Origin of the sequence: Pseudomonas paracarnis, assembly GCF_904063055.1 — a bacterium.
GTDB classification, from domain to species: domain Bacteria; phylum Pseudomonadota; class Gammaproteobacteria; order Pseudomonadales; family Pseudomonadaceae; genus Aquipseudomonas; species Aquipseudomonas paracarnis.
The window spans coordinates 239,770-266,710 of the sequence record NZ_CAJFCN010000008.1 but is presented as its reverse complement, the minus strand read 5'-3'; the positions used below and the strand labels follow the sequence as shown (position 1 = coordinate 266,710).

Below are 26,941 nucleotides of genomic sequence, written 5' to 3'. Positions count from 1 at the left end.
CCTCGCCGCCCCGTGATTATAAGGGGTACGTCCTCGGCAGGGCCAAATGAAGTACAACCGCAAGTAAGTGACGCAGAAGTGTTGCCAGATAATCGCTGTACGACCCCAAGTGAGTCGTACAGCGTCAATGGCCTTACTGGCGATAGGACTTCAGGAAGTTGCCGATGCGACCAATGGCCATTTCCAGGTCATCCACGCGTGGCAAGGTCACTACGCGGAAGTGATCCGGCCATGGCCAGTTGAAGGCGGTACCTTGCACGACCAGCAGTTTTTCCGACAGCAGCAGGTCGAGCACGAACTTCTCATCGTTGAGGATCGGGCAGACTTTCGGGTCGATCCGCGGGAACGCATAGAGCGCACCCATGGGCTTCACACAGCTCACGCCGGGGATAGCGTTGAGCAACTCCCAGGTGCGGTTACGCTGCTCCAGCAGGCGGCCTTGAGGCAAGACCAGGTCATTGATGCTCTGGTAGCCGCCGAGGGCGGTCTGGATCGCGTGCTGGCTAGGTACGTTGGCGCACAGGCGCATGTTGGCCAGCATGTCGATGCCTTCTATATAGCTTTGCGCATTGTGCTTGGGCCCGGAGATGGCGATCCAGCCGGAGCGGAAACCCGCCACGCGGTAGGACTTGGACAGGCCATTGAAGGTCAGGCACAGCAGGTCCGGGGCCAGGGAGGCGGTGCAGATATGCACGGCGTCATCATAGAGGATCTTGTCGTAGATCTCGTCGGAGAACACCACCAGGTTGTGCTGACGCGCCAGTTCCAGCATGCCCAGCAATACTTCCCTGGAGTACACGGCGCCGGTGGGGTTGTTCGGGTTGATGATCACCAGAGCCTTGGTGTTGGGCGTGATCTTGGCCTTGATGTCGGCCAGGTCCGGGAACCAGTCGGCGCCCTCATCACACAGGTAATGCACCGGGTGGCCGCCCGCCAAGGTCACGGCGGCGGTCCACAGCGGGTAATCCGGGGCTGGCACCAGGACTTCATCGCCGTTGTTGAGCAATGCCTGCATGGACATCACGATCAGCTCGGACACGCCGTTGCCCAGGTAGATGTCCTCGATGCCGACACCTTCGACCTGCTTCTGCTGGTAGTACTGCATCACCGCCTTGCGCGCGCTGAACAGGCCTTTGGAGTCGCTGTAGCCCTGGGCGGTCGGCAGGTTGCGGATCACATCCTGGAGGATTTCGTCCGGCGCTTCGAAACCAAACGGCGCCGGGTTGCCAATGTTCAGCTTGAGGATGCGATGGCCTTCCTCTTCCAGGCGTTTGGCGTGCTTGAGCACCGGGCCGCGAATGTCATAGCAGACGTTGGCGAGCTTGTTCGATTTGCTGACCTGCATGGCGATGTGATCCTGAAAATGAACGATCCCGACGGCGTAGGCACTACCGTAGGGTGAAGCCTGCACGGCCCGCACCCATAAATACGTTTGAATGCCGATGGCGCGGGTGCCAGACTGGCGTTTTGAAGAGGCGCAATCATACGTGCCGTCTGATCCATGGAAAAGACACAGATCAGGGTTTTTCAGTTGCCGAGGTGTACCGATGGAAAAGTTGCAGAAAACTGTAGATGAATGGAAGGCGATGCTCGATCCGGAGCAGTACAACGTGTGCCGTCTCAAAGGTACCGAGCGACCGTTCAGCGGCAAGTACAACGCCACCAAGACCGACGGCGTCTACCACTGCATCTGCTGCAACGAGCCGCTGTTCGATTCCAAGGCCAAGTTTGATTCCGGCTGTGGCTGGCCCAGCTTCTATGAGCCGATTGCCGACAGCGCGATGGTCGAGATCCGCGATGTCAGCCACGGCATGATTCGTACCGAAGTCACCTGTGCCAAGTGTGACGCACACCTGGGGCATGTGTTCCCGGATGGTCCGCCGCCGACGGGCCTGCGCTACTGCATCAACTCGGTATGCCTGGAGCTGGTGCCGCGCTAGGCTTGCATGGTCCCTGCAGGAGCGAGCGTGCTCGCGAAAAACGTCAACAATAACGCGGGTTTTTCTGAATGAACGCGGCGCCTGATAGTTTTTCGCGAGCAAGCTCGCTCCTACAAATAAGGCTCTTTTTTCCTGACTGAGGCATTGCCATGAGCGACTCCCTGCTGAGCATCCCTTGCACCACCATAAAGGGTGAACAAAAGACCTTGGCCGATTTTGCCGGCAAGGCCATTTTGGTGGTCAACACCGCCAGCAAATGCGGCTTCACCCCGCAGTACAAGGGCCTTGAGCAGCTTTGGCAGCAATACAAGGACCAAGGCCTGGTGGTGCTCGGCTTTCCCTGCAACCAGTTCGGCAAGCAGGAACCGGGCAACGAAGGCGCGATATCCGAGTTCTGCGAGCTGAATTTCGGCGTCAGTTTTCCGCTGTTCAAGAAAATCGACGTCAATGGCAGCGATGCCCACCCGCTGTTCGTGCAGTTGAAAAAACAGGCCCCGGGACTACTGGGTTCCAAGAACATCAAGTGGAACTTCACCAAGTTCCTCATCGGCCGTGATGGCCAGCAGGTCAAGCGCTTTGCGCCAACCACCAAGCCCCAGGACTTGACCCAGGAGATCGAAGCCCTGCTCAAATGACCTAAGCATTGCGGGTACCCCTCAGAGGCTGATGGTCTTCGGTACCCACAGCTCCAGCAAGGCGTTGAGTTCTTCCCGGCGAAACGGCTTGGCCAGGTAATCGTTCATTCCCGCGGCCCGGCAACGCTCGCGTTCTTCGGCCATCGCGTTGGCGGTCAAGGCCACGATGGGCAAGTCCGGCCACCGCCCGCTGCGACGAATCTGTCGGCTGGCCTCATAGCCATCCATCACGGGCATGTTGCAGTCCATCAACACCATATCGAAGCGCTGATCCTCCAGCAGCTTGAGGGCTTCGCCACCGTGGGCCGCGACGATCACCTCGCACCCGAGCTTGCTGAGCATGCCCTTGGCCACCAGTTGGTTGACCGCGTTGTCCTCCACCAGCAGGATGCGCGCGCGGTGCGCAAGCGGTGCGGCTTCTATCTGCACCGGATCGAGGACCAGTTGCGCGTCGCTGCGCAGGTTGCGTTGCAGGATCTGGTACAGCGCGTTGCGGCTCAACGGGCGGGCTTGTTGCTGCAGCGGCGCCAGGGCCGCGACTTCAGCGCTGGGCAAAAAGTTGCCGTAGGCGGTGACCAGCAGAATCGGCGCGCTGATGCCCGGGCGCAAGCGGAACAGGCATTCAGGGCAGTCGGTGATCAACAGGTCGGGCGCCAGCCCGCTCAGATCATCGTCCTGGGAGTAGCAGCGCGGCGTCAGCCCCCAAGAGGGTAGCAGGGTGGTGAGCAGCTCCGTCAGCCCGCCGCCGGCGTTGGTGATGGCGATCACCTCGCCGGTGAGCGGTGCATAGCGTGTGGCAGGCAGATGCGCGGGCAGCGGGAGGTCGGCGCAGAACTGGCTGCCAAAGCCCACCTCCGAGCTGATACTCAAACGACCTTGCATGGCTTCGCACAGGTTATGGGTCAACGCCAGGCCCAATCCCGTTCCACCAAACTGGCGGGTGATGCCAGCGCCGGCCTGGGTGAATGGTTGGAAAATTTTCACTTGGGCTTCCTGAGCGATGCCAATGCCGGTATCGCACACTTCGATGCTGACCCTGCCTGCCGAGGCGCGCAGGCGCACGTCGACGCGGCCAAAGCGGGTGAACTTCAAGGCATTGGAGAGCAAGTTGCTGACGATTTGCCGCACACGGGTTGGGTCGCCGATCACCTGGGCGGGAAATCGCGGGTCGATCAGGCAGGTCAACTCCACACTCGGCGCCGCGTTTTGCGACAGCAGGTTGGCGGTGTCCTCCACCAGGGAGCCCAGGTCGAACGGAATATGCTCCAGCTCCAGTTGCCCAGCGTCGAATTTGGACAGATCGAGGATATCGTTGAGCAACTCCACCAGCACTTTACCTGAGTCATGGGCAATGGACAGTTGCTGGCGCTGTTCGGCAGTCAGCGGGCTGTCCAGTGACAGGGCAATCATGCCCAGCAGCCCATTGAGTGGCGTGCGGATTTCATGGCTCATATTGGCCAGGAATGCCGCCCGCGCCTGGGCCATGCCCAACGCCGTCATTTTCGCTGCTTCCAGCTCATCGTTGGACTGGCTCAAGCGTTGGTTGCTGGCCTTGAGTTCAAGGGTGCGCGCCGAAACGATATTTTCCAGCTGCCCCAGGTACTCCGTGAGGCGGTCTTCGGCGTGGCGCCGTTGCTGGATCTCGGTTTCCATGTTTTCAAATTGCTGGTTAGCGACATTGACCAGCACGCCGATTTCATCGTGTTCATGCCCCGCGGGGCAATCCAGTCGCGCCTGTTTGCGTGTGCTCAGTTCGCGAATAATGCGCACCAGCGGTTGGGTGAGCATCACATAGAACAGGCCCAGCAAAATCCCGGTGAGCAGCAGGCTGCGGGCGAAGCCGTTGAGCAGGGTGATCTCGGCGCGATGCAGGAAACGGCTGCCAAAGGCATAGGTATCGACGTCCAGGCGTAGCACACCCAGGGAGTCGTTGGGCATATGGCTGAGAAACAGCCGGTCTTCAAACTGGCGATTGGCCCCAAACAGAAAATCGCTGACGGGCCGATAGTTGCTTTCTTTGCGCGGGCGGTTGACGTCGGCCAGCACCACGCCATTGTTGTCGATCAACTGCGCGCGGATGATGGCAGGGGAGTGCAGCAGGCCCAGGGTCAGTTCCTGGGCGAGTTCGGCATCGATGTTGTAGGCGATGCGTGACGCCGGGTTATGGCTGATTTCAATCAGTGAGCGTATTTCACGGTTGATGGATGCGTCTTCGCTGGCATAATCAATGCCGATTTGGATCAGGCTGAGCAAGGTTCCCAACACGAAACCGACCAGCACAGTCAATCTGGCTTGTTTATAAGACAAGCGGTGGGCGAACTTGATATCCATCGAGTGTTGAACCACTTAGCGTTTCCCTTCGCCCGGCAAGCATAGCTGAACATCCACAAGCTTTGGCTTGCCCGGCATGAATCGTTTGTTTGATGCAGCCCATGCAGTGTGCCGCAGGGTTGCCAATACGCCATCTTTTGCAAGAACTTGCCAGAGGAATAGCTGTGGATTCTCGATTGAATGCCTTTCTTGAGCGTGCCGATGCGGTGCTGGCTCGCCTGGAACCGTTGTTACCCGCACCGCGCCAAGCGATCGACTGGAACCAATGCCTCGCCGCCCGTTGGCAGCGCGAAGGCCGCAATGGCTTCCTGTTGCCGCTGGAGGTCAGCCTGGACATGCGCTTGTCGGACCTGATAGGTGTCGACAAGCAACGTGAACAACTGGCGCGCAACACCCAACAGTTCCTCGACGGTTTGCCCGCCAACCATGCGCTGTTGTGGGGTTCGCGTGGCACCGGCAAGTCTTCCATGGTCCGTGCCTTGCTCGCCCAGCACGCCAACGCGGGCCTGCGCTTGATCGAGATCGAGCGTGACCACCTGGCGGACCTGCCGCGGGTGGTCGAGCAACTGATCAAGCTACCACAACGCTTTATTTTATTTTGCGATGACCTGTCGTTCGAGGCCGGCGAAGGTGACTATCGGGTGCTCAAGAGCGTGCTGGATGGCTCCCTGGAGCAGGCGCCGGAAAACGTGCTGCTGTATGCCACGTCCAACCGTCGCCATCTGGTGCCGGAAAACCAGAGCGACAATGACAACTGGAAACGCGTGGATGGCGAGTTGCACCCGAGCGAGGCGGTTGAAGACAAGATTGCCTTGTCGGATCGTTTTGGTTTGTGGTTGTCTTTCTACCCGTTTAGCCAGGAGCATTTCCTGGATGTGGTGGAGCACTGGATCGGTGAGCTGGCCAGCAAGGCCGGCTTGCAGTGGCAGCGCGATGAACAGCTTGATGTCCTCGCGGTACGCTGGGCCACTGGGCGCGGCAACCGCAATGGTCGGTGTGCCTATCAATTCGCCCGTTACTGGGTAGGTCTCAAATTGCTGGAACGTCAACCATGATCGATCTACAACAGGCCGGCAGCGGCCTTGATGGCTATGCCATGCTGTGCGCGCAACTGGAGTCGCTGTTGGCTGATGAACGCGATTTTATTGCCAACAGTGCGCAGTTTTCCGCGTTCCTGTTCAACCAGCTGGATGACTTGAACTGGGCGGGTTTTTACCTTAATCGCAATGAAGAGCTGGTGCTTGGGCCATTTCAGGGGCAAATCGCCTGTGTGCGCATTCCGTTCGGTCGTGGCGTGTGTGGTGCGGCTGCGGCAACGCGGCAAACCCAGCGCGTGGAAGATGTGCACGCATTCCCAGGCCATATTGCCTGCGACAGCGCTTCGAACAGTGAATTGGTGGTGCCCTTGGTCAAGGACGGTCAATTGATTGGCGTCCTTGACCTCGACAGCCCGTCCTTGGCCCGGTTTACCCCCCAGGACCAGGTGGGGATCGAGCGCTTGGCGGCGATTTTCCTGCGATTGACCGACTGCTGAAGCGGCGGGTGTTTATGCCGGTAGCGCAAGGAGCGCGTTTGCTCGTTCCTTGGGCTACCGGCTGTTGCACTTATTGGCCTGGCAGCTCATCCAGCTGAACCTGCAACATCTTTTCCAATTCCAGCATGAGTTGTTCCAGTGCCTTGATGCCGCTTTCGATCACCGCCCACTCCTCATTGCGAGAGCAGGTTTGCTCCAAGGCTTCGCATTGCCCCGCCAATGAGTGGGCTTGCACGATACGGGCCGCGCCTTTGATCTTGTGAGCTTGCTCAATGATGTCTGAGAGGGGCGCGTGTCGATCCAGCAGTTCGATAAGCAGCTGGCGGTCGTGAAGGCTGCTGCTCAGCAGTTCCTCCAGCAAGCGTCGACTCAAGTGGGGATCACCGCCGGTCAGCGCTTCCAGGCATTCGAGGTCCAGCCGTGGGTGCACGGCTTTAGGGACAATGTGTGTCAGTTGGCGCTCCAGCACGGTAAGGCTGATGGGCTTGAACAGGCAGTCATCCATGCCGGCTTGCACGCACCGTTGCCTTTCCTCTGGCTGGGCGTTGGCGGTAAAGCCCAGTACCACGCAGGGCACCAATTGCTCGCGCTGCTCATACTCACGGATTGAGCGACTCAGTTCATAGCCATTCATGATGGGCATATTGCAGTCGGCAATCACTAAGTCGAAATGCTCTTTACGCCAGGCCTGGAACCCCGCCGCACCGTGCTCGGCAGCGGTGAATTTATGGCCCAGGTAGCCCAGCTGCTGGCACATCAGCAGGCGGTTCGCCGGGTGATCGTCGACCACCAGTACATTAAGCATCAGTGCGGTAGCCGGCTTTTGCGGCGTTTGGTCACCTACCGGCTGGACCGCTTGCAAGCGGGGCATGCTCAGGTTGACGTGCACCTGGGTGCCCACCATGGGCACGCTGCTCAGGCTCAGTTGGCCGCCCATCATCGCGCACAGGCTGCGGCAGATCACCAGCCCCAGGCCCGCACCACTACGGGCCAGTTGCCCGGAATTGTCTGCTTGCGCAAAGGGTTCGAACAGGCGCAGTTGGTCCTCCCGACTGATGCCGATGCCGGTGTCTTCCACCACCAGTTTCAGCTCGATCTGCTCCGGTGCCTGGGTAGGCTGCAGTTCAACCTTGATCTTGACCTGCCCCTGTTCGGTGAACTTGATCGCGTTGCTCACAAGGTTCGAGAGCACCTGCTTGAAGCGCAGCGGGTCTATCAGCACCTCGATATCGTTAAGGTCGGGCTTGAACTCCAGCAGCAGGCTGAGGGTTTTTTGCCGTGCAAGACCGTCGAACACGCGCACCACTGATTCAATGACCTCCCGCAGGTTCACGCGCTCCGGCGCCAGGCTGAGGCGGCCCGACTCGATACGCGCGATGTCGAGGATGTCACCGATCAGTTCCAGCAGGTCTCTGGCCGAGTTGTACGCCACTTCGATTGCCGGACGGTCAAGATGCCCTTGATCGGCGCGCTTGAGCGTCAGTTCGAGCATGCCGATCACGGCGTTCATCGGGGTGCGAATCTCGTGGCTCATGGTGGCCAGGAACGTGCTCTTGGCGCGATTGGCCTCGTCGGCACGCTCCTTGGCGGCGCGCAGTTCATCGAATAGCTGGCGTCGGTCACTGATATCGATCCAGCCACCGATGATGCCTTGGACTTCACCCGTGGAGTCGCGGTAAGGCAGGATCCAGTGGTAGATGGTCAGTTTCCTGTCGTGGATATGCAGGCTGCGATCGAGGATCAGCGGGTTGCCCTCGGCCACCACGCGCAGATAGTCAGCATGGTACTGGGCCGCCTCCGACTCCAGGGCCATGCTCATCTGGGTCACGCTTTTGCCGATCACGTCTTCACGCTTGACGTCGAACACCTGCAGGTAGCTGTCGTTGCAGGTCTGCAGCAGGCCATTGCGGTCGCGCACGTAGATCGGATGCGGCGTCTCATTGACCAGCGCGCGCATGAACTCGAACTGATCGTTGAGGGCGCGTTCGGCCATTTTTCGATGCTTGATCTGGCGCCGCATGTAGGCGTTCCAGGCCAAGGAAATCAACAGCAACAGGCCGGTGCCGATGATGATGCGCGCGATCAACTGATGATAGTTTCGCCAGTAACTGTCGGACGCGGCGGTGTAGCCCCGCCAGCGGCTGTTGATCACGCCCATTTCATCCGGGGCAATGCTGAGCAGGGCCTTGTCGAGGATCGAGCTCAACTCCGTGGCTTGGCGCGAGGTGGCCAGGGTGAATGTTGCGGGGGTGGTGCCGATGCTGGCGCTGATTTGCAGGCGGTCCTGGAAAACCTGGGAAGACAGGAAGTAGTTGGCGATCACCAGGGTGTTCACGGCCCCATCTGCTTGTCCCTGTGCGAGCAGCTCGGATGCTCTGAATGTATCACTGGTTTCCACCAGGTGAATCTCAGGAAAGTCCTTGGTCAAGGTTGCGGCCAAGGGGTTACCCTGGGTTATCGCCAGGCGCTTTCCGGCCATTTGCTCCATGTTCGACGGCGCTCCTGGCTCTTTGCGCGTCAACAGCACATAGGAGTTTTCGAGGTAAGGGCGGCTGAAATTAAGTTGTGGGTCTCGCTCGTTGCTGGGAACGATGGCCCCGATCATATCGACTTTCTGGGTCGCGACCTGGTCGATCATCGCGTTGACGTCGCGCCCACGTTGTACCGAAAAACGCAGGCCGGTGCGCAGGCGGATCAATTCCAGCAGGTCCGCGGTGATCCCGCGAAAGTTGCCGTCCGCATCGAAAAATGTCAGTGGCGCGAAGGTTTCGTTGACGATGACCGTCACCACCGGGTGGTCTTTGAGCCAACGCTCTTCGCGCTGGGTCAGTTGCAGTTTCTTGTCGGTCAGCAGGATATCGCTGCCGGCACTCCAACGCTTGGCGATGCTCTCCCGTTCATTGATGGGCACCGAAGCCAGTGCTGAATCGACAATGCTCAAGAGCATCCGGTTGTCCTGACGCGTGGCAAAGCTGAAGCCATAAGCTTCATGCTTGCCGAAGTTGGCCATGCGAATGTTTTTGAGGTAGCCCTTGTTGATCATGTAATGGGTGGAAATGGTGTCACCGAGAAACACATCCGCCTGGTCGAAGGCCACTGCATTCAAGGCATTCTGATAAGAGGGGTAGGCGCGGATGATCGCCTTGGGGTACAGCTTTTCCACCTCATTAAGCGGCAGGTAGTGATAGACAAGGCTCAGGCGCAGCCCGTCGAGGCCTTCACTGAGGCTGCGGGTTTCTCCCTCGCGTGTGACCAGGACTGGCTGGTCTACCGCATAGGGTTCGGAGAGGATCAGATTCGGCGTTGCAGCCTCAAAGCCGTTGGAGGAGCCCAACAAGTCGATTTCCCCGGCTTCCAGGGCGCGAATGGCAGCCGCCCGGGACGGGTAGCGCATCACAGTGATGGGCAGGGAGAGTGCCTTGGCCAGCAATCCCGCGTAATCGGCGGTAAGGCCTTCATAATCATGTCCGCTGGACGTGAGGTCAAAGGGTGGGTAGTCAGGACTGGATGTACCCAGCGTTAGTTCACGTTTGTTATGCAGCCACTGGCGCTGGGCCTTGTCAAAATGAGTGTCCAGTTGTACAGCTCCCGCACGACTCAAGAGGGTGAAGCGTTCCGGGCTGGTTTGGTGCTCTGCCAGCACAGTTGTGCTGAAGTACAAACCGGCACTTAATATAATCAGATAGTCCTTTATACGCCTGGGCATCCGCTTTCTCACACTAGCGCGTTTCGTTTTGCCAACTCGATGAGGTCGACCAAGGATTTGGCTTGGAGTTTTTGCATTAATCTTTTCTTATAAGTACTGACGGTCTTGTTACTCAGGAACATACCTTTGGCGATTTCCTTGTTAGTGCGACCTTGTGCAAACAGTTGCAGCACCATCAGCTCCCGGTCGTTGACGGTCTTGAACAGTTCCAGCTCCTGAGCATCCATGCCTTCCGTTCCGGGGCCATTCAAGGCCTGGCTGGGGAAGTAGTTGTAGCCGGATAGCACCGCGCGGATGGCGCTCAGCAACTCGCTCAGGTCACCCTCCTTGCACACATAGCCCTCTGCCCCCGAGCGCATGCACCGCGTGGCAAACAACGTCGGACATTGAGCCGTGAGGACCAGGGTTTTCATCGAGGTGTTCATGGCGTTGAACCGGCAGAGCACCTCAAGGCCATCAAGTTTCGGGATGCTGATGTCGAGAATCACCAAGTCTGGAAGGCATTCACGCACCATCTGTATGGCATCGCACCCGTTATCTGTTTCGCCGACGACTTTGTAACCTTCATGTTCCAGCAACATTCGAATGGCAAGCCGGATAACGGGATGGTCGTCGATAATAAAAACTGAGTTCATAGTCACATTCCATGCAGGTGCAGATAAAGCGGGCACATTAGCTCAGAAGGTGAGTCCGCAGTATGAAGCTCGCAAGGAGTAGATGCAGAACAGGAAAGTTCCTACATTTAAAAAGGTATAGACCTACAAGTTGTTAGGTAATCGTGACAAGGCATGTGAGCGTTTCGAGGTCGATCATGACAAGACGCAAGGCTGGGGAATTTACGGCGGGCCTCGTATCTATTTTCGTTGAAAGGAATGTTTAAAATCCTACATGAGGGGGTCGAAAGTTAAGCCGATTAATATTTCAAGATCATCTTTGTTCAAAGGTTTTGGCAAATAGCCAAGGAGGGGGAGATTTCGTTGCGCGGCTTGTGTCGTCAGGTTGACCAGTTCTGGCGTAGGTAAGCCGCTCAACAGGATGGCACTGCTGATGAAGCGTCGGCGGCTGGCGATTTCCACCAGTTCAAGCCCAGGCAGGTCTGGCAGGCATTGGTCGCATAACATCAGGTCGAAAGGGTGTTCGGACTGGCTCATCGCGCGTATGGCCTGCTCGGCATTTTCCACCGCGGTCAGTTGGTCGAAGCCGAAACTTCTGAGCAGGCATTGGGTGGCCAGGAGTTGAAAGGGGTGATCCTCCACCAAAAGAATACGGAGAGAATAGCTGGGCATAAAGAGCACACAGTAAGGCAAGCGTCGATGGGGGCAGTAGGAATGACTCGGCTGGTCCGTTGGGAGCGCGCGTGATTATTCTTCGAGTGTCTGTACGAATTCGATCAGGCCGCTCTGTTCCCGTCGTAGGGCAATTCGCTTCAGGGAACAGGTTGCCTGATGAAGTCGTTATTGGGGGCCGGAGCGCCCGGTCATTTCTCGTGCCATTTCGGTGGCGTAGCTGTCGGTCATACCGGCGATGAAGTCGATCATCCGCAGGAACGAGGCGTGCAGTGACCAGGCGGGGTCTGGCGCGCTATTGCCTAGCAGGTCGAGAATGCGCCGGTTCTTGAACGACGGGGTGCGCCCGCCATGTTGTTCAAGGGCCGCGCCGCAGAAGGCGTTCAGCAGGATTTCCAGGGTGGTGTAGGCCCCGATTTCATGCAACGTCTTGCGCTTGTCCTGGAAGATTTTCTTGCGCGCCATGTCCTTGGCATCCAGCACGCAGCGCTTTGCCGGGCCGTGCATGTGCTCCACCAGATCCCCCGGCAGCGTGCCGGCCAACAGGGCGTCCTGTTGTTCGACGAACGCCTGCGCCGCTGCGTTGGTCAGGTGCTCGATGGCTTTGCCGCGCAGGATCGCCAGCTTGCGGCGGCGCGAGTCCATTGGCCCCAGTTGGCGATAGGTTTGTGGCAGATCATCGCCGACCAGGTCCAGCAGCAATGACTCGACTTCGGCGTACTCCAGCAACTCCATTTCCAGGCCGTCTTCCAGGTCGATCAACGCATAGCAGATGTCGTCGGCGGCCTCCATCAGATACACGAGCGGGTGACGCGCCCAACGTTGTTCCTCCAACTGAGGCAACCCCAGCTTGTGGGCGATTTGCTCAAGAATCGGCAGCTCGCTCTGGTAACAGCCAAACTTGTGTTTCTTGTAGCCCAGCGAGTCGGCGTGGCGGGCGGTCCAGGGGTATTTAAGGTAAGTGCCCAAGGTGGCGTAGGTCAGCCGCGTACCGCCGTCGAACTGATGGTATTCAAGTTGGGTGAGCACCCGAAAACCCTGGGCATTGCCTTCGAAGTTAAGGAAGTCATTGCGTTCGGCGCTGCTCATGTCATCCAGCCAGCCGCGCCCGGCGGCCTGTTGGAACCAGTGGCGAATGGCGTCTTCGCCAGAGTGCCCGAACGGTGGGTTGCCGATGTCATGGGCCAGGCAGGCCGATTGCACCACCATGCCCAGGTCGCTCGGGTCGCACCAGTCGGGCAGGGCGCCGCGCAGGGTTTCGCCTACGCGCATGCCCAGGGAGCGCCCCACGCAGCTGACTTCCAGCGAGTGGGTCAAGCGTGTGTGGATATGGTCGTTGCTCGTCACCGGGTGTACTTGGGTCTTGCGCCCCAGGCGCCGGAACGCGCCAGAGAAAATAATGCGGTCGTGATCTTTGTGAAAGGGACTGCGGCCCAGTTCTTCAGGGCTGTGCAGGGGTTTTCCAAGACGTTCGCGGGTCAACAGGGTGGGCCAATCCAAGGCAGAGGCTCTCCGTAGGGTGAATGACAGCGCCAGCTTCCCTGTTCGGCCTTTATGGGGCAAGCGAATCCAGCGGTCGGCCGCGTCAGTATCAATTAACAGGCAGCGCAAAAAACCGCAATGACCAGCAGGTGTCTGGTCATTGCGGTCATTGGCTTTCGAAGGTCAGCTTTTGCGCGAAGCGCCTTGCATGGCCAACTTGATCAGTGGGATCAACCCGGCACCCAGCCGCACCAGCCGCGTGATGCTGCTGATACTGCCGCCCTTGGCGCCCTTGCCGGTAAAGAAGCCCATCAGCGTGACCGCCGCCACGCCCCACAACGGCGCGTGCTTGATGCCCAGGCTGTCCTGCCAGTTGTGGCGCATATTGCGCATTTTGTGCAGGGGCGCCATGAGTTGTTGGGACTCATGCCGGATTTCCTGGCGGTGCATTTCCATGCGCAGGCGGATCAAGGCTTTGCGCATTTCCCGGCGTGACGTATTTTGCGGGATCTCAGTCATGCTCATGGCAGCAGGCGCTCCCGGTCATTGGCCAGTTCTTCGAGCGTGGCATGGAAGGGCGTGGACTCATCGAATACCGCCGCCTTCAAGCGCACGCCGCAGAACGCAGCGGCCAGGCTATAGAACACGCAGAGGCAGATGATGCCGGTCAGGCGATAGCCCGTGTCCCACACCAGGATCATCACCAGCGTCGACAAGCCCACCAGCAACAGCAGGGCAAACACCAATGCCAGGCCGGCAAACAGCAACAGGCTGACGGTACGGGCCTTTTGCTCTTGTAATTCAATGCCGAACAACTCGACATGACTGTGCAGCAAGCCCAGCACAGCTGCGCCCAGGCGTCGGGAAGTTGAACCGCTTGCTGAGGAATGTGCGCTCGTGGATGAGCTGGATTCGCCGATAGACATGGTTAGCGCCTTGTAGCCAATAGACCGATCAAAAAGCCTACGCCGGCAGCAATGCCGACTGACTGCCATGGGTTGGCTTGCACGTAGTCTTCAGTGGCAGTGATCGCCGCCTGGCCGCGCTCGCGCAATGAGTCTTCGGTCAGTTGCAGGGTCTGGCGGGCCTTGAGCAGGCTCTCGTGGATCTTGGTGCGCAGCTCGTCAGCCTGGTCACCGGCCAGCACGGCAGTGTCGTCCAGCAGCTTTTCGGTATCGCTGACCAGGGTTTGAAAATCCTCCATCAGTATCTCTTGAGCAGTCTTTGCTGTTTTACCGGCCATGGTTATCTCCGTGGGTAGCTGATCTGTACGTGTGGTTTCGAGTCGCGGCGTTCGCTGAAGGTTCACTGCAATTGTGTGGTACAGCTTTTGCTTTGCCTTGGTGCGCAGGCCCTGGAGCCTGCGCTGAATCCGGGCGGTCGAGGTGAAAACCTTGAAAAACCTTACCCTAAATCACTTAACTTCGCGGAAAAACCCTGTCGGCAACGGCCTGTTGTGTTGATCGCTGCGCTAAAGCGGTTCACGCCCTCTGAAGAAGGGCGAGGCCGGCGGTGCCAATTTAGTGCGCGAAACCCTGGCTTGAACCGCTTTGGTGCTTTTTGCCTTGATGCAGGCCTGCCAACCTCCATGGAAAACTTGCAAAGCGCGGTGGACACCCTCGTCCACAGTTCCAACACCTTGTTCATTCTGATTGGCGCGGTCATGGTGCTGGCCATGCACGCCGGCTTTGCCTTCCTTGAGGTTGGCACGGTGCGCCAGAAAAATCAGGTCAACGCCTTGTCGAAAATCCTCAGTGATTTTGCGATTTCAACGCTGGCCTATTTCTCTATAGGCTATTGGATCTCCTACGGTGTGAGCTTCCTGCAACCGGCCGCCGTGATCAGCGCCGATCATGGCTACGGCCTGGTGAAGTTTTTCTTCCTGCTGACGTTTGCCGCGGCGATTCCGGCGATCATTTCCGGTGGGATTGCCGAGCGTGCCAAGTTTGCGCCGCAGCTGTGTGCCACCGCGTTGATCGTGGCGTTTATCTACCCGTTCTTCGAAGGTCTGGTGTGGAACGGCAACCTTGGCCTGCAAGCCTGGCTGCTCGCAACCTTTGGTGCCAGCTTCCACGACTTTGCCGGTTCCGTGGTGGTTCACGCCATGGGCGGCTGGCTGGCGCTGGCGGCGGTGTTGCTGCTGGGCCCGCGCAATGGGCGTTATCGTGAAGGGCGTCTGGTGGCGTTTGCGCCGTCGAGCATTCCTTTCCTGGCGCTGGGCTCGTGGATTTTGATCGTGGGCTGGTTCGGCTTTAACGTGATGAGCGCCCAAACCCTCAATGGCGTCAGTGGCCTGGTGGCCGTCAATTCGCTGATGGCCATGGTCGGTGGCACCGTGGCTGCCCTGGTAATTGGCCGTAACGATCCTGGGTTTCTGCACAACGGTCCTTTGGCCGGGTTGGTGGCAATCTGCGCCGGTTCCGACCTGATGCACCCGGTGGGCGCGCTGGTCACGGGCGTGGTGGCTGGTGGCTTGTTCGTATGGTGTTTTATCGCTGCCCAGTCGCGCTGGAAGATCGATGACGTGCTGGGCGTGTGGCCATTGCATGGCTTGTGCGGTGTGTGGGGCGGCATTGCCTGCGGTATTTTCGGGCAGGCCGCCCTCGGTGGGCTGGGCGGCGTGAGCCTGATCAGCCAGTTGATCGGCACCGGGTTGGGCGTGGCCGTGGCGTTTGGCGGCGGCTTGCTGGTGTACGGTGTGATCAAGCGTGTGCAAGGGCTGCGCTTGAGCCAGGAGCAGGAGTATTACGGCGCAGACCTGTCGATTCACAAAATCGGCGCGGTCAGTCAGGACTGATCGGCGCGTCTTCGTCAGTGTGTTCCGGTGGGTAGAAACCGTGCAGCAGGCGATAGTGGTTGCGCCGTACTTCGTTCACTCGCGCCTGCATCTGTTGGTCCGGCAGACCCAGCAGGATCAGGGCATGGGAGGCGAGCATCAGGCTCGACTCCAACAGCTCGGGCACCACTTCGCTGGCGCCCGCGGCCTTGAGCTCAGCCAACTGGCTGTCATCGCGGGTGCGCACCAAAATCGGCACGTCAGGGTTGATCTGCCGTGCCTCCTTGAGCACCACCAGCGCGACATCGCTGTTGTCCACCGCGATCACCACCAACCGCGACCGTTCCAGGCCGACGGCGCTGAGCAAAGCGCCACGGCGGCAGTCGCCGTAATGCACGCTGCTGTCCTCGGTGGCGGCTTCCTGCACCCGTTCGGGGTCATCATCCAGGGCGATAAACGCCTGTTGTTCGCGGCGCATAAAGCGCCCGATGGACTGGCCTACCCGGCCATACCCGCAAATCACCACGTGCCTATGCAGTTGGGCGTTGAGCGCGGTGATGTGTTCCAGTTGCACTTGCTGGTTGGGCTTGCGATGCAGGCGCAGGGCGATGGCCGGTGCCGCACGTAACAGCAGTGGTGTCAGCAGCATTGAGCAGAAGGTGGCAGCCAGTAGCGGGCCGTTGAACTCATCGGGAATCAACCGGCTCTGCTGCATTTGCGCCATCAGCGCAAAACAGAATTCGCCGCCCTGGGCCAGTGCCAGGCCGCTGCGCCAGGCCGTTTCGGTGTCGCTGTCACGCCACTTGACCAGCGCCGCGACGACCATGCCTTTGACCAGCATCAACGTGAGCGTCAGGCCGAGGATCAACAGGCTGTGGCTGACGAACAACTGCAGATCGATGAGCATGCCGATGCTGACAAAAAACAGCCCCAGCAGGATGTCGCGAAACGGGCGGATATCGGCTTCGATCTGGTGTCGGTAATGGCTCTCGCCCAGCAGCATGCCGGCCAGGAACGCGCCGAGGGCAGGGGACAGGCCCAGCAGGTGGGTGAGCCAGGCGGTGAGCAAGACAATCACCAGCGCCAGCAGCACAAACAGCTCCGCCGAATGAGACGCGGCGACTTCACGGAACAGGCGCGGCAGCAACCAGCGGCTGGCGAACAACAGGCCCACGAACAGCACCACGGTCTTAGCCAGCGTCAACGGCAGCGCCCAGTACCAGGCGTGGTCGCTGCTGCCGGCAAACACCGGCACCAGTGTCAGCAGCAACACCGCCACGACATCCTGGAACAGCAACACGCCTATCGCATTCTGGCCATGACTGCTGAAGATTTCCCCGAGGCTGGTCAATTCCTTGCTGACAATGGCCGTGGACGATAACGCCAGCCCTGCGCCCAGCAATAACGCGATGCCAGGCGCGAGGCCAAAGCTCATCAACAAAGCGCCCAGCAATGCCCCGCACCCCAGCACCTGCAGGCTGCCCAGGCCAAATACCACGCTGCGCAGCGCCAACATTTTCGACAGGGAAAACTCAAGCCCCAGGGAAAACAGCAGGAACACCACGCCCATCTCGGCCAGGTCCGGCAGGTCTTCGTTGTCATTGACCCAGTCCAGCGCGGTGGGCCCCACTGCCAGGCCCACGCACAGGTAGCCCAGCACGGGAGGCAACTGCAGCCGGCGAAACAACGCAATCACCACCAGGGATGAAGCCAGAATAATCAGCAGGTTGGCGAACACAGGCATCTCCGTTGCAGGGTGAGCGGCAAAAAGCCGCGAGAATCGCTGAATCAGTTATAGGCCATGGTGATCTGGGTCAGGCTTTTTGCACCGTAGGAGCGAGCAAGCTCGCTCCTACAAGGGGCTTGTTGGGCTTAGAATGGAGATTCGTTTTGTGACCGAGTCCTTTCATCATGCTTCCTGAATGCCAGCTGTTCGGCACCCTGGGTTGCCATTTGTGTGAGATCGCCGAAGCCGAAGTCATGCCGCTCGTCGAACACGGGCTGTTGGTGGAGTTGGTGGATATCACCGATCCGCAGGACCTGACAGATGTCTACGGCCTGCGGATTCCGGTGCTTCGCCGCACGGACACCGGGGCGGAACTGGACTGGCCGTTCGACACCGAGCAGGTGGTTGCCTTCCTGCGCTGAGATTTATGCGATGGCGGCTTTTCAAATATTCAGTTACTGTATATTCGTACAGCGATTGAATAGAGGGAACGCCCGTGGTGAATGTTGAACAACTTAAAAGCAGCGTCAATCGCATGTCCGCCGATGTGGTGCGTGACGCGGTGAACGAACTGCGCCTCGATGGCTTGGTCACGGAAGGCAAGACGCCGTTTAACAAAGTGCATTTCAACACCTGCTTCGCGGAAATCGAGGCGCTGTTCCAGCGCGCCGGTTATCACAAGCAGCTGGATGTGGTGGGTTATCAGGGCTTGCTCTACGCGCTGTATGACCCAGGCCGTTGGGAAGCGGTGGACGTGCTGCGCTGGCTCAAGGAATTCACCGAGGCGGCGAGCGCCTCGCCGGTGCTGCGGGCTCAACTGGCCAAGGCCTGAGATAGGCCCTAGGCAATCGCGCGCCATGGGCGATAATGCCCGCCTGTTTTCCAGGCTTTGAGCGTCGGCATGTCCACTTTGGTTTTTTCCCCCTCCCAGCACCAAGCCAGCACCCTGTACTTGCCGCCGGGCTCCTGGGTGACGGTGCTCGATTGCCTGTGCGCACACTTCCCGGCCATTGGCCGCGAACAGTGGCTGGACCGCATTGCCCGCGGCCGGGTGCTGGATGTCAATGGCAACCCGATCAGCCTGGGCCTGGGCTACAAGGAAGGCCTGTGCATCTATTACTTTCGCGAAGTGCTCAACGAGAAAGTGATTCCGGTGCAGGAAAACATCCTGTACGCCGATGAACACCTGGTGGTGGCGGACAAACCGCATTTCCTGCCAGTGACACCCGCTGGCGAGTACGTCGAGCACACCTTGTTGCGACGCTTGATCCGGCGCCTGGACAATCCCGCCCTGGTGCCTCTGCACCGCATCGACCGGCATACGGCGGGGTTGGTGCTGTTCTCCGCCAATCCGCACAGCCGTTCGGCCTATCAGCAATTGTTTCCCACACGGCGTATCGACAAATTCTACGAAGCCATCGCACCGGCCTTGCCGCACCTCAGCTTCCCGTTGGTGCACAAAAGCCGTTTGGTGGATGGCGAGCCTTTCTTTCGCATGCAGGAAGGGCCGGGGGCCAGCAACACCGAGACGGCGGTAGAGGTGCGCGAGAAAAACGCTGATCTATGGCGCTACGGCCTGTTCCCGGTGACCGGTAAGAAGCACCAGCTGCGCGTGCATATGACGGCGCTGGGGGCAAGCATCTGTAATGACCCGTTTTACCCCGAAGTAATCAAGGATGCCGAGGACGATTACGCCAAGCCACTTAAGCTGCTGGCCCAGGGCGTGCGCTTTATCGACCCGGTGAGCGGTGAACAACGCAGCTTCCGCAGCCAGATCACCCTGGACTGGTAAACCCCAGGAACAACAAGGCCCGCGCTAGGCGGGCCTTGTGTGCAAGCGCTGAGGCTTACAGGTCTTTAACGGTGCGAACCTGATCTTTGTTGATACGGGTGTGCTTGCCGTCCAGTTGTTCGAATTCGTAGAAGCCCGAATCTTCATCGTATTTCGGGGTGTCGACGGCCTGGATTTCGCGACCGTCATTCAGGGTGATCACTGTTGGCGAGGCGCAACCGGCGAGGGTGGCGAGGCCCAGTGCAAGCATGAGAGCGGCGATGGTCCGTTGAGTCATGAGTTTGTCTCCGAGAGAATACTTTTAAATTGCTGACCTTGTGACGTACGGGACGCCGGCAAAGTTCCTTGTGCAGGGTTCATTCTGACATGCCAGCCCCGGGGTGCAACAGCTCGGGCGTATTAAGATTGGCCAGGCGTGGGTCATCGGCCGGGCATTCCACGGCCACCGCGCCCAGTTGCAGCCAGAGCTTGCGCGGGCTGCGCTCACCCGCTTGCCATGCCTGTTCCACCTGGTTTTTCAGGCTTGTGGGAATGATGCACAGCAAGGGTTCCCAGCATTCACCCTGGCGCACCATCACCGGTATCTGCGGGTTGCGTCGTGCGGTCGCACGCAGGTCGGCCAGCAGTCGCGCATCGACCTGCGGTACATCGCAAGGCAATATCAGCAGATGCGCATGGCGTGCGGCGAAGAGTCCCGCACGGATACCGGCCAGCGGACCGGGGAAGTCCGGGTTGTCGTCGCTCACCTGCTGGTCGGCATAGGGCGCGTAGCGTTCATGGTTGCGGTTGCACGAGATGATCAGGTCATCGGTGAGCGGCCGGGCCAACTGGTGCAGGTGGGCGATCAAGGGCTGGCCTTGCCATTCCAGCAGCCCTTTGTCCTGGCCGCCCATGCGTTGGCCGCGACCACCGGCGAGCAATAGGATCGAACACGGCAGTGAGGAAAATTCAAACGTCATGGTGGTTGCGCTGCGGCAGGGAAACAGGGGCCTGTGATATAACACCGGGCTGTTCCTTCGACAACCGGACCGTGCCATGAAAGCCAAGGCCGATGCGCCCTTTGTACCCCTGAATATTGCTGTATTGACCGTCAGCGACACCCGCACCCTGGAGACTGACACCTCCGGCCAGGTCTTCGTCGACCGCCTCACCGCCGCCGGCCACCGCCTGGCCGAGCGCGTGCTGCTCAAGGACGACCTCTACAAGATTCGCGCCCAGGTGGCCCACTGGATCGCTGAAGACGTGGTGCAGGTGGTGCTGATTACCGGCGGCACCGGCTTCACCGGTCGCGACAGTACCCCTGAAGCAGTGAGCTGCCTGCTCGACAAGCAGGTCGATGGTTTTGGCGAGCTGTTCCGCCAGATATCCGTGGCCGATATCGGCACCTCCACCGTACAATCGCGCGCCTTGGCGGGGTTGGCCAACGGCACCCTGGTGTGCTGCCTGCCAGGCTCCACCAATGCCGTGCGCACCGGTTGGGACGGCATCCTCGCCGAGCAGTTGGATAACCGTCACCGCCCGTGCAATTTCGTCCCGCATCTGAAGCAGGCAGAACCTTGTGAATCCCGTGGATAAGCCCGGCAAGACCGGCGCCCTGATGCCGGTGGAGGCAGCCCTGCAACGTTTGCTCGACATGGCCGCCGCCGCGCCGATCCGCGAGGAGGAAGTACTGTCCCTGGCTGAGTGTGATGGCCGGGTATTGGCCCAGGATCTGATCTCCACACTCGACCTGCCACCGTGGCCCAACAGTGCCATGGACGGCTACGCCGTGCGCCTGGCGGACTGGACCGGCGAACCCTTGGTGGTGAGCCAGCGGATTTTCGCCGGCACTGCCCCTGAACCCTTGGCGGCCGGCACCTGCGCACGCATCTTTACCGGCGCACCGGTGCCCCAAGGCGCTGACTGCGTGCAAATGCAGGAAAACGCCGTGGTGCATGCCGACCAGCGCGTGAGTTTCACCGAGCTATTGCAGATGGGCGACAACATCCGTCCCCAGGGCCAGGAAACCACGGTCGGCGAGACCGTACTCAGTGCCGGTACCCGCCTGGGCCCTATCGAACTCGGTTTGGCCGCGTCTCTTGGACGTGATCGACTCGAGGTGGTGCGGCGCGTGCGCGTGGCCGTGTTGTCGACCGGCGATGAACTGATCGAGCCAGGGTTGCCGCTCGGCCCTGGGCAGATCTACAACAGCAACCGCCGCGTGCTGTGCAGTTGGCTTGGGCGCATGGGCTGCGAAGTGATTGATGCCGGGATTCTACCGGATGATCTGGAACAGACCCGCGCGCGCCTGGCGGGGCTGGGCAGCGTTGACCTGATCCTCTCGACCGGCGGTGTGTCGGTGGGCGAAGCGGACTTCCTTGGCATTGCCTTGCGGGAAGAGGGTGAGCTGGCGCTGTGGAAACTGGCGATCAAACCGGGCAAGCCGCTGACCTTCGGGCATTTTCGTGGCGTGCCGGTGATCGGCCTGCCGGGAAACCCGGCCTCGACCCTGGTGACCTTTGCGCTGTTGGCGCGCCCGTATCTGCTGCGCCGTCAAGGTGTGCTGCAGGTGCAGCCGCTGCGCTTCGAAGTGCCGGCAGGGTTCGTCTGGCCCAAGCCCGGCAACCGCCGCGAGTACCTGCGCGGGCGGATCGAACAGGGCAAGGCGATCATCTACCGCAACCAAAGCTCCGGGGTGCTGCGCAGTGCGGCGTGGGCTGAAGGCTTTGTGGAGGTAGTGGAAGGCACCACGCTGGCCATCGGCGACCGGGTCAACTTCATTCCTTTGAGCGAAGTCCTGAACTGAACACAGATCAAAAATGTGGGAGCAGGCAAGCCAGCTCCCACAGTTGGATGTGTGGGGAGCTCATGAGCAATCAGTAATCGTCACCCTGCTCAGTGACATCCCGCTCTACTGGCCCTGCTTCCGGGTCGTAGCCGGCCGGGAACTTGCCCTTCAACGTCCAGGCAAACGCAATGATCTCGGCAATCGTGCGGTACAACTCTTCCGGAATGGTGTCCCCCAGTTCCATGCGTGCCAGCAGTTTCACCAGCTCGGGGTTTTCATAGATGGGGACTTCGTTCTCCCGTGCCAATTTGAGGATGGCTTCGGCCAGGGCGTCGTCGCCTTTGGCCGTCAGGGTGGGGGCCTGTTGGCCATCGTACTTGAGGGCGATGGCCTGGCGGGGTGGGGCGGCGTTTTTCATGCGGTTTCATCCACCCAGCGTTGCTCCAGTCCGGTTTTTGGCCCACGGGGCGGGGTGCCCAGATGGCAATCCAGGTCGCCGACGTTAAGCCCGGATGACACCAGGCGCTCGCGCAGGCTGCCCAAATGGCTTTCGATCAGGCTGGCGGTGAATGGGCGGCTGGCCCACAGCTGGCTGGACAGTTTGCCTTGAGACAACTGCGCCTGAACCTGCAGTGGCCCCAGCGGCTCCATGTCGAAGGCCAGTTCTACGCGCCAGAGCATCTGTTTCGGGTCTTTTTTATCCTTGCGCTCGGGCTGGTCCTTGTCTGGCGCGGGCTCCTCGCGTTGGAACTTGACCTGCAACGGCACAATGTCTTGCAGGGTGCGCATGGGGATCTCCAACTGCCAGGTCGTTTGCAGGCGGCCATCGGCGGTGATGCCGGTCTGTTCCAGGCTCGACAGTTGATGGCTCTGCAAGCGCGAGATCGCCCCGGCGGCCAGGCGTAGCAGGCTTTCCAAGTCGCCTTCACCTTCCAGTTTTGCCATGAGCCGCTCGGGCAGCGGGAAGCCGGCGGGTATCTGCCGGGCGCCGACCTGGCCGAGGGTGTTCAACGGGCTGCGCACGAAGTGCGGCAACACCTGGGCCAGGGTATTGGCGGCGAGGATCGCATTCAGGTTGGTACTGGCAGGCAAGGCGGGCAAAAGGTCTGCGACCAGGCGTAACAGCGCGCCTTTCATGTCCAGCGGTGGGATTTGCGGGTTCTGCCCGGCAAGCAATTTGGCTTCCAGAAAGGCGCCGCTGTTCTGCACCACCTGGGCCAGTATCTTGGGATTGCTGACCTGTGCCAGATCGGGCAACGCCGCCAGCAAGCGCTCGGCGGCGGCCCGCAGCTCGGCCGATGTGCTGTCGCCACGGGGCAGGTTTTGCAAGGCGGTGAACACCGCATCCAGCGAGCCTTGGCGACTTTGCTGAGTGGTAAGTTGCTGCGTCACGGCCAGTTGGTCCTTCAGGCCGCTTAGCGGTACGAAGTTCAGGGTCTGCGCGTTCTGCACCACGGCGCTGAGCAAGCTGCCCACCCTCAGCGGTTGAGGGCTTTCCAGGGTGAGGGTGGCACCGGCCAGGGCGTTATTGAGCACACTCACCAGCGAGCGATAGATCGCCGGTTGCGCCGTGCCCTGGGGCAGCATCTGCGTGGTCAGCACCTTGGCCTGCAATAACGTACCCACCGGTATTTGGTTAGTGTCGAGGCGGGTGAGGGCGGCCACGTTGGCACTCATGGCTTGCTGCAAGGTAATGGCCAGGTTGCCCGCAGGCGTCTGGCTCACCGCCACATTGCTGCCCAGGGGCAAGGGCTGGGCGCTGCTGGCTTGCACCAGCGTCTGGCGACCGCCGGCGAGGGTCAGTTTGAGCAATAACTGAAAGGCCTCGCCGCCTTGTTTAAGCGCGATGACCTCGGCGTTCACGGTTTTCCCCGGGTCGATCAACCCGGCTTGCGGCTCCAGCAGTTTGAGCAACGCGCCGGCCCCAGGCAGCGGAGTGGGCCCGGGTGCGGAGGTTGGCGGCAGTGGAGGAAGGTTGATCTCGCCGGTCATCGTGCGCATCGTCTCTGGGGAAATTGCCCTCTTTAGAGTAGGACATCGCATGTATAATGCCGTCCGTCTGCAAAGAGAGCGGTAAAAACCTCACAACTATTTGATCCAGCTCTCTAAAATCGGTCGCCAAAGTCGTTATTGTGCATCTCACTATAACGGCCGCTGCACCGCCGACTTGAACCGTAAAGGCCCGCGATCTTTTGACCAGCCCTCTTCTTGAAGCCGTAGCGCTTGCCTGTGAACGCGACCTGCGCCTGCTGTTCGAGCAACTCGACCTGCGGCTTTCGGGGGGCGACATGGTGCAAATCAGTGGCCCCAATGGCAGCGGCAAGACCAGCCTGCTGCGCCTGCTGGCCGGGTTGATGCAGCCGACGGCCGGCGTGGTGCGGCTCAACGGCAAACCGTTGCACGAGCAGCGTAGCGAGCTTGCGCGCAACCTGGTCTGGATCGGCCACGCCGCTGGCATCAAGGACGTACTCACCGCTGAAGAAAACCTCAGTTGGCTCAGCGCCCTGCATCATCCTGCTTCCCGTGACGCCATCTGGCAGGCCCTGGCCGCGGTGGGCCTCAAGGGCTTTGAGGACGTCCCCTGCCTCACCCTGTCCGCCGGCCAGCAGCGTCGCGTAGCCCTGGCCCGCTTGTACTTGCCGGGCCCGCCGCTGTGGATTCTCGACGAACCTTTCACGGCCCTCGACAAACAAGGCGTGGCTCAACTCGAAGCACATCTGGCCCAGCACTGCGAGCAAGGTGGCCTGGTGGTGCTCACCACCCACCACACCTTGGCGCGTATGCCCGCTGGCTACCGTGAGCTGGACCTTGGGCGGTGGTCGCTATGAGTGTGTTCGCCCTGTTGGTCGCCCGCGAAGCCCGGCTGTTGTGCCGTCGCCCCGCCGAACTGGCCAACCCGCTGGTGTTCTTTGCCATCGTGATCGCGCTGTTCCCGCTGGCGGTTGGCCCGGAGACTAAACTGTTGCAAACCTTGTCCCCAGGACTGGTGTGGGTCGCCGCACTTTTATCGGTTCTGCTCTCGCTGGACGGGCTGTTTCGCAGTGATTTCGAAGACGGTTCCCTGGAACAGTGGGTCCTTTCGTCGCACCCTTTGCCACTTCTGGTACTGGCCAAGGTGCTGGCACACTGGGTTTTTTCCGGCTTGGCGCTAGTCTTGCTCTCGCCACTGCTTGCCATGATGCTCGGGTTGCCCGTTGAATGCCTGCCGGTGTTGCTCCTGTCCTTGTTACTCGGCACGCCGGTGCTCAGCCTGTTGGGGGCGGTGGGCGCAGCGTTGACCGTCGGCTTGAAACGGGGCGGCCTGTTGCTGGCCCTGTTGATTCTGCCTTTGTATATCCCGGTGTTGATCCTGGGCAGCGGCGCTTTGCAAGCCGCGCTTATGGGGATGCCGGCGACCGGTTACCTCTTGTGGCTGGGTAGCCTGACCGCCCTGGCGGTAACCCTGACACCCTTTGCTATAGCCGCCGGCCTGAAAATCAGCGTCGGTGAATAATGAGGTCTGACCCGGCGTCAATAACGCTGAGTCAGTAAAGACCCTGAGCTTTTCGCCACGACGAAAAGCACCGTGATGGAAACAGCAATGAACTGGACCTGGTTTCACAAGCTCGGCTCGCCCAAATGGTTTTATGGCATCAGCGGCAAGCTGCTGCCGTGGTTGAGTATCGCCGCCATCCTGCTGATCGGCATCGGCCTGGTCTGGGGCCTGGCCTTTGCGCCGCCGGACTATCAGCAAGGCAACAGCTTTCGCATCATCTATATCCACGTGCCTGCCGCGATGCTGGCCCAGTCCTGCTACGTGATGCTGGCGGTGTGCGGCATCGTCGGCCTGGTATGGAAGATGAAGCTGGCCGATGTAGCCCTGCAATGCGCCGCGCCCATCGGTGCGTGGATGACCGCCGTGGCGCTGGTGACCGGTGCGATCTGGGGCAAGCCGACCTGGGGCTCATGGTGGGTGTGGGATGCGCGCCTGACCTCGATGCTGATCCTGCTGTTCCTGTATTTCGGCCTGATCGCCCTGGGCAACGCCATCAGCAACCGCGACAGCGCCGCCAAGGCTTGCGCGGTGCTGGCGATTGTCGGCGTGATCAACATCCCGATCATCAAGTACTCGGTGGAGTGGTGGAACACCCTGCACCAGGGCGCCACCTTCACCCTCACCGAAAAACCGGCGATGCCCGTGGAAATGTGGGCGCCGTTGCTGCTGATGGTGCTGGGTTTCTACTGTTTCTTCGGCGCCGTACTGCTGCTGCGCATGCGCCTTGAAGTGCTCAAGCGTGAAGCCCGTACCAGTTGGGTAAAGGCCGAAGTGCAAAGCTGCCTGGGAGCACGTGGATGAGTTTTGCTTCTTTCAGTGATTTTCTCGCCATGGGCCACCACGGCCTGTATGTCTGGACGGCCTATGGCATCTGCCTGGCGGTGCTGGCCCTCAACGTCGCCGCGCCGATCCTGGCCCGCAAGCGTTACCTGCAACAAGAGGCGCGACGTCTGCGCCGGGAGACCGAAAAGTGAATCCGCTGCGTAGAAAGCGTCTGTTGATCATCCTTGCCATCCTGGCCGGCGTCGGCATTGCCGTGACCCTGGCCCTGAGCGCCCTGCAGCAGAACATCAACCTGTTCTACACGCCCACCCAGATCGCCAATGGCGAGGCACCGGTCGATACGCGCATCCGCGCTGGCGGCATGGTGGAGCAGGGCTCGTTGAAGCGTTCCGGCGATTCGTTGGACGTGACCTTCGTGGTCACCGATTTCAACAAGGCCGTGACCATCACCTATCGCGGCATCCTCCCGGACCTGTTCCGTGAAGGCCAGGGCATTGTCGCCCTGGGCAAGCTCAACGCCGACGGCGTGGTGGTGGCTGACGAAGTGCTGGCCAAGCACGATGAAAAATACATGCCGCCCGAGGTCACCAAAGCCTTGAAAGACAGCGGCCAAACCGCGCCCGCCACCCCAGTCAAGGAGGGCTGAGC

Annotated in this window: 29 protein-coding genes; 15 read left to right on the top strand and 14 right to left on the bottom strand. The window is 60.2% G+C overall.

The window, feature by feature from the left end:
* Positions 1–133: 133 nt before the first annotated feature.
* Positions 134–1,345, bottom strand: coding sequence for a pyridoxal phosphate-dependent aminotransferase (locus JMV15_RS18860; RefSeq protein ID WP_003209058.1), 1,212 nt, complete (start codon positions 1,343–1,345; stop codon positions 134–136).
* A gap of 202 nt (positions 1,346–1,547) precedes the next feature.
* Between JMV15_RS18860 and msrB the strand changes: the two genes are divergently transcribed.
* Together msrB and JMV15_RS18850 are read left to right on the top strand one after the other, a co-directional pair.
* A complete protein-coding gene (gene msrB, locus JMV15_RS18855; RefSeq protein WP_014717680.1) occupies positions 1,548–1,940 on the top strand; it encodes a peptide-methionine (R)-S-oxide reductase MsrB in 393 nt (130 codons plus the stop codon).
* Positions 1,941–2,089: 149 nt separating this feature from the next.
* Positions 2,090–2,575, top strand: coding sequence for a glutathione peroxidase (locus JMV15_RS18850; protein WP_014717681.1), 486 nt, complete (start codon positions 2,090–2,092; stop codon positions 2,573–2,575).
* A 21-nt stretch (positions 2,576–2,596) separates the two neighbouring features.
* On the opposite strand, the gene JMV15_RS28895 is transcribed toward JMV15_RS18850, so the two are convergent.
* Entirely contained in the window at positions 2,597–4,906 is a 2,310-nt protein-coding gene (locus JMV15_RS28895; protein ID WP_014717682.1) for a hybrid sensor histidine kinase/response regulator, read from the bottom strand.
* 164 nt (positions 4,907–5,070) lie between these two features.
* On the opposite strand from JMV15_RS28895, the gene JMV15_RS18840 reads away from it, so the two are divergent.
* Entirely contained in the window at positions 5,071–5,961 is an 891-nt protein-coding gene (locus tag JMV15_RS18840) for an ATP-binding protein (RefSeq protein WP_019820351.1), read from the top strand.
* Positions 5,958–6,440 carry a GAF domain-containing protein gene (locus JMV15_RS18835; RefSeq protein ID WP_014717684.1) on the top strand — a complete coding sequence of 161 codons (483 nt, stop codon included), beginning with the start codon at positions 5,958–5,960 and terminating at the stop codon, positions 6,438–6,440. Before JMV15_RS18840 ends, JMV15_RS18835 begins: the two co-directional genes overlap by 4 nt.
* A gap of 70 nt (positions 6,441–6,510) precedes the next feature.
* Here the strand turns inward: JMV15_RS18835 and JMV15_RS18830 are convergent, their stop codons facing one another.
* The 7 genes from JMV15_RS18830 to JMV15_RS18800 all read right to left on the bottom strand — a co-directional run bounded on the left by JMV15_RS18830 (position 6,511) and on the right by JMV15_RS18800 (position 14,157).
* Positions 6,511–10,146: a transporter substrate-binding domain-containing protein gene (locus tag JMV15_RS18830; RefSeq protein WP_201491859.1), complete on the bottom strand. Its 3,636-nt coding sequence runs from the start codon at positions 10,144–10,146 to the stop codon at positions 6,511–6,513.
* A gap of 8 nt (positions 10,147–10,154) precedes the next feature.
* Positions 10,155–10,781: a response regulator transcription factor gene (locus JMV15_RS18825; RefSeq protein WP_014717686.1), complete on the bottom strand. Its 627-nt coding sequence runs from the start codon at positions 10,779–10,781 to the stop codon at positions 10,155–10,157.
* Positions 10,782–11,030: 249 nt separating this feature from the next.
* Positions 11,031–11,432, bottom strand: a complete 402-nt coding sequence (locus JMV15_RS18820; protein ID WP_014717687.1) for a response regulator — start codon at positions 11,430–11,432, stop codon at positions 11,031–11,033.
* Positions 11,433–11,600: 168 nt separating this feature from the next.
* Complete coding sequence (locus tag JMV15_RS18815) at positions 11,601–12,932, bottom strand: deoxyguanosinetriphosphate triphosphohydrolase (protein WP_014717688.1); 1,332 nt, start codon at positions 12,930–12,932, stop codon at positions 11,601–11,603.
* 165 nt (positions 12,933–13,097) lie between these two features.
* Positions 13,098–13,439 carry a hypothetical protein gene (locus JMV15_RS18810; RefSeq protein WP_014717689.1) on the bottom strand — a complete coding sequence of 114 codons (342 nt, stop codon included), beginning with the start codon at positions 13,437–13,439 and terminating at the stop codon, positions 13,098–13,100.
* A complete protein-coding gene (locus JMV15_RS18805; protein WP_005786473.1) occupies positions 13,436–13,840 on the bottom strand; it encodes a phage holin family protein in 405 nt (134 codons plus the stop codon). The genes JMV15_RS18810 and JMV15_RS18805 overlap by 4 nt, the downstream gene beginning before the upstream one ends.
* A gap of 2 nt (positions 13,841–13,842) precedes the next feature.
* Complete coding sequence (locus JMV15_RS18800; RefSeq protein WP_019820355.1) at positions 13,843–14,157, bottom strand: DUF883 family protein; 315 nt, start codon at positions 14,155–14,157, stop codon at positions 13,843–13,845.
* Between the two features lie 345 nt (positions 14,158–14,502).
* Between JMV15_RS18800 and JMV15_RS18795 the strand changes: the two genes are divergently transcribed.
* Positions 14,503–15,711, top strand: coding sequence for an ammonium transporter (locus JMV15_RS18795; RefSeq protein WP_038449549.1), 1,209 nt, complete (start codon positions 14,503–14,505; stop codon positions 15,709–15,711).
* Here JMV15_RS18795 and JMV15_RS18790 read toward each other — a convergent pair.
* Positions 15,698–17,434 carry a cation:proton antiporter gene (locus JMV15_RS18790; protein ID WP_201491856.1) on the bottom strand — a complete coding sequence of 579 codons (1,737 nt, stop codon included), beginning with the start codon at positions 17,432–17,434 and terminating at the stop codon, positions 15,698–15,700. The two genes, JMV15_RS18795 and JMV15_RS18790, sit on opposite strands and share 14 nt — an antisense overlap.
* A 167-nt stretch (positions 17,435–17,601) precedes the next feature.
* Between JMV15_RS18790 and JMV15_RS18785 the strand changes: the two genes are divergently transcribed.
* The 3 genes from JMV15_RS18785 to JMV15_RS18775 all read left to right on the top strand — a co-directional run bounded on the left by JMV15_RS18785 (position 17,602) and on the right by JMV15_RS18775 (position 19,208).
* Positions 17,602–17,838 (top strand): glutaredoxin family protein, encoded by a 237-nt coding sequence (locus JMV15_RS18785; protein ID WP_014717692.1) that lies wholly within the window; start codon positions 17,602–17,604, stop codon positions 17,836–17,838.
* Between the two features lie 74 nt (positions 17,839–17,912).
* Entirely contained in the window at positions 17,913–18,248 is a 336-nt protein-coding gene (locus JMV15_RS18780; protein ID WP_003189932.1) for a hypothetical protein, read from the top strand.
* 69 nt (positions 18,249–18,317) lie between these two features.
* Positions 18,318–19,208 (top strand): pseudouridine synthase, encoded by an 891-nt coding sequence (locus JMV15_RS18775; RefSeq protein WP_014717693.1) that lies wholly within the window; start codon positions 18,318–18,320, stop codon positions 19,206–19,208.
* 55 nt (positions 19,209–19,263) lie between these two features.
* Here JMV15_RS18775 and JMV15_RS18770 read toward each other — a convergent pair whose 3' ends face one another.
* Complete coding sequence (locus JMV15_RS18770; RefSeq protein WP_003189935.1) at positions 19,264–19,485, bottom strand: YgdI/YgdR family lipoprotein; 222 nt, start codon at positions 19,483–19,485, stop codon at positions 19,264–19,266.
* A 79-nt stretch (positions 19,486–19,564) separates the two neighbouring features.
* Positions 19,565–20,167, bottom strand: coding sequence for a molybdenum cofactor guanylyltransferase MobA (mobA, locus tag JMV15_RS18765; protein ID WP_038452116.1), 603 nt, complete (start codon positions 20,165–20,167; stop codon positions 19,565–19,567).
* Between the two features lie 76 nt (positions 20,168–20,243).
* Here mobA and moaB point away from each other — a divergent pair, with 76 nt between their 5' ends.
* Both moaB and JMV15_RS18755 read left to right on the top strand, forming a co-directional pair.
* The gene (moaB, locus tag JMV15_RS18760; RefSeq protein ID WP_014717696.1) at positions 20,244–20,783 is read left to right on the top strand and encodes a molybdenum cofactor biosynthesis protein B; all 540 of its coding nucleotides are present in this window, start codon (positions 20,244–20,246) and stop codon (positions 20,781–20,783) included.
* A complete protein-coding gene (locus JMV15_RS18755; RefSeq protein ID WP_038449554.1) occupies positions 20,767–21,993 on the top strand; it encodes a molybdopterin molybdotransferase MoeA in 1,227 nt (408 codons plus the stop codon). Before moaB ends, JMV15_RS18755 begins: the two co-directional genes overlap by 17 nt.
* Before the next feature lie 70 nt (positions 21,994–22,063).
* Here the strand turns inward: JMV15_RS18755 and JMV15_RS18750 are convergent, their stop codons facing one another.
* Positions 22,064–22,393: an EscU/YscU/HrcU family type III secretion system export apparatus switch protein gene (locus JMV15_RS18750; protein WP_038449556.1), complete on the bottom strand. Its 330-nt coding sequence runs from the start codon at positions 22,391–22,393 to the stop codon at positions 22,064–22,066.
* On the bottom strand, positions 22,390–23,967 hold the full coding sequence (gene fliK / locus JMV15_RS18745; protein WP_038452118.1) for a flagellar hook-length control protein FliK: 1,578 nt from the start codon (positions 23,965–23,967) through the stop codon (positions 22,390–22,392). The genes JMV15_RS18750 and fliK overlap by 4 nt, the downstream gene beginning before the upstream one ends.
* A 200-nt stretch (positions 23,968–24,167) precedes the next feature.
* On the opposite strand from fliK, the gene ccmA reads away from it, so the two are divergent.
* From ccmA to ccmE, 5 genes are all read left to right on the top strand, one after another.
* Positions 24,168–24,803 (top strand): cytochrome c biogenesis heme-transporting ATPase CcmA, encoded by a 636-nt coding sequence (ccmA, locus tag JMV15_RS18740; protein WP_038449557.1) that lies wholly within the window; start codon positions 24,168–24,170, stop codon positions 24,801–24,803.
* Positions 24,800–25,468 carry a heme exporter protein CcmB gene (ccmB, locus tag JMV15_RS18735; RefSeq protein WP_014717701.1) on the top strand — a complete coding sequence of 223 codons (669 nt, stop codon included), beginning with the start codon at positions 24,800–24,802 and terminating at the stop codon, positions 25,466–25,468. The genes ccmA and ccmB overlap by 4 nt, the downstream gene beginning before the upstream one ends.
* Positions 25,469–25,555: 87 nt before the next feature.
* Positions 25,556–26,311 carry a heme ABC transporter permease gene (locus tag JMV15_RS18730; protein WP_014717702.1) on the top strand — a complete coding sequence of 252 codons (756 nt, stop codon included), beginning with the start codon at positions 25,556–25,558 and terminating at the stop codon, positions 26,309–26,311.
* On the top strand, positions 26,308–26,484 hold the full coding sequence (gene ccmD / locus JMV15_RS18725; RefSeq protein WP_003172771.1) for a heme exporter protein CcmD: 177 nt from the start codon (positions 26,308–26,310) through the stop codon (positions 26,482–26,484). The genes JMV15_RS18730 and ccmD overlap by 4 nt, the downstream gene beginning before the upstream one ends.
* Positions 26,481–26,939 (top strand): cytochrome c maturation protein CcmE, encoded by a 459-nt coding sequence (gene ccmE / locus JMV15_RS18720; RefSeq protein WP_014717703.1) that lies wholly within the window; start codon positions 26,481–26,483, stop codon positions 26,937–26,939. Before ccmD ends, ccmE begins: the two co-directional genes overlap by 4 nt.
* The last annotated feature ends 2 nt before the right edge of the window (positions 26,940–26,941 follow it).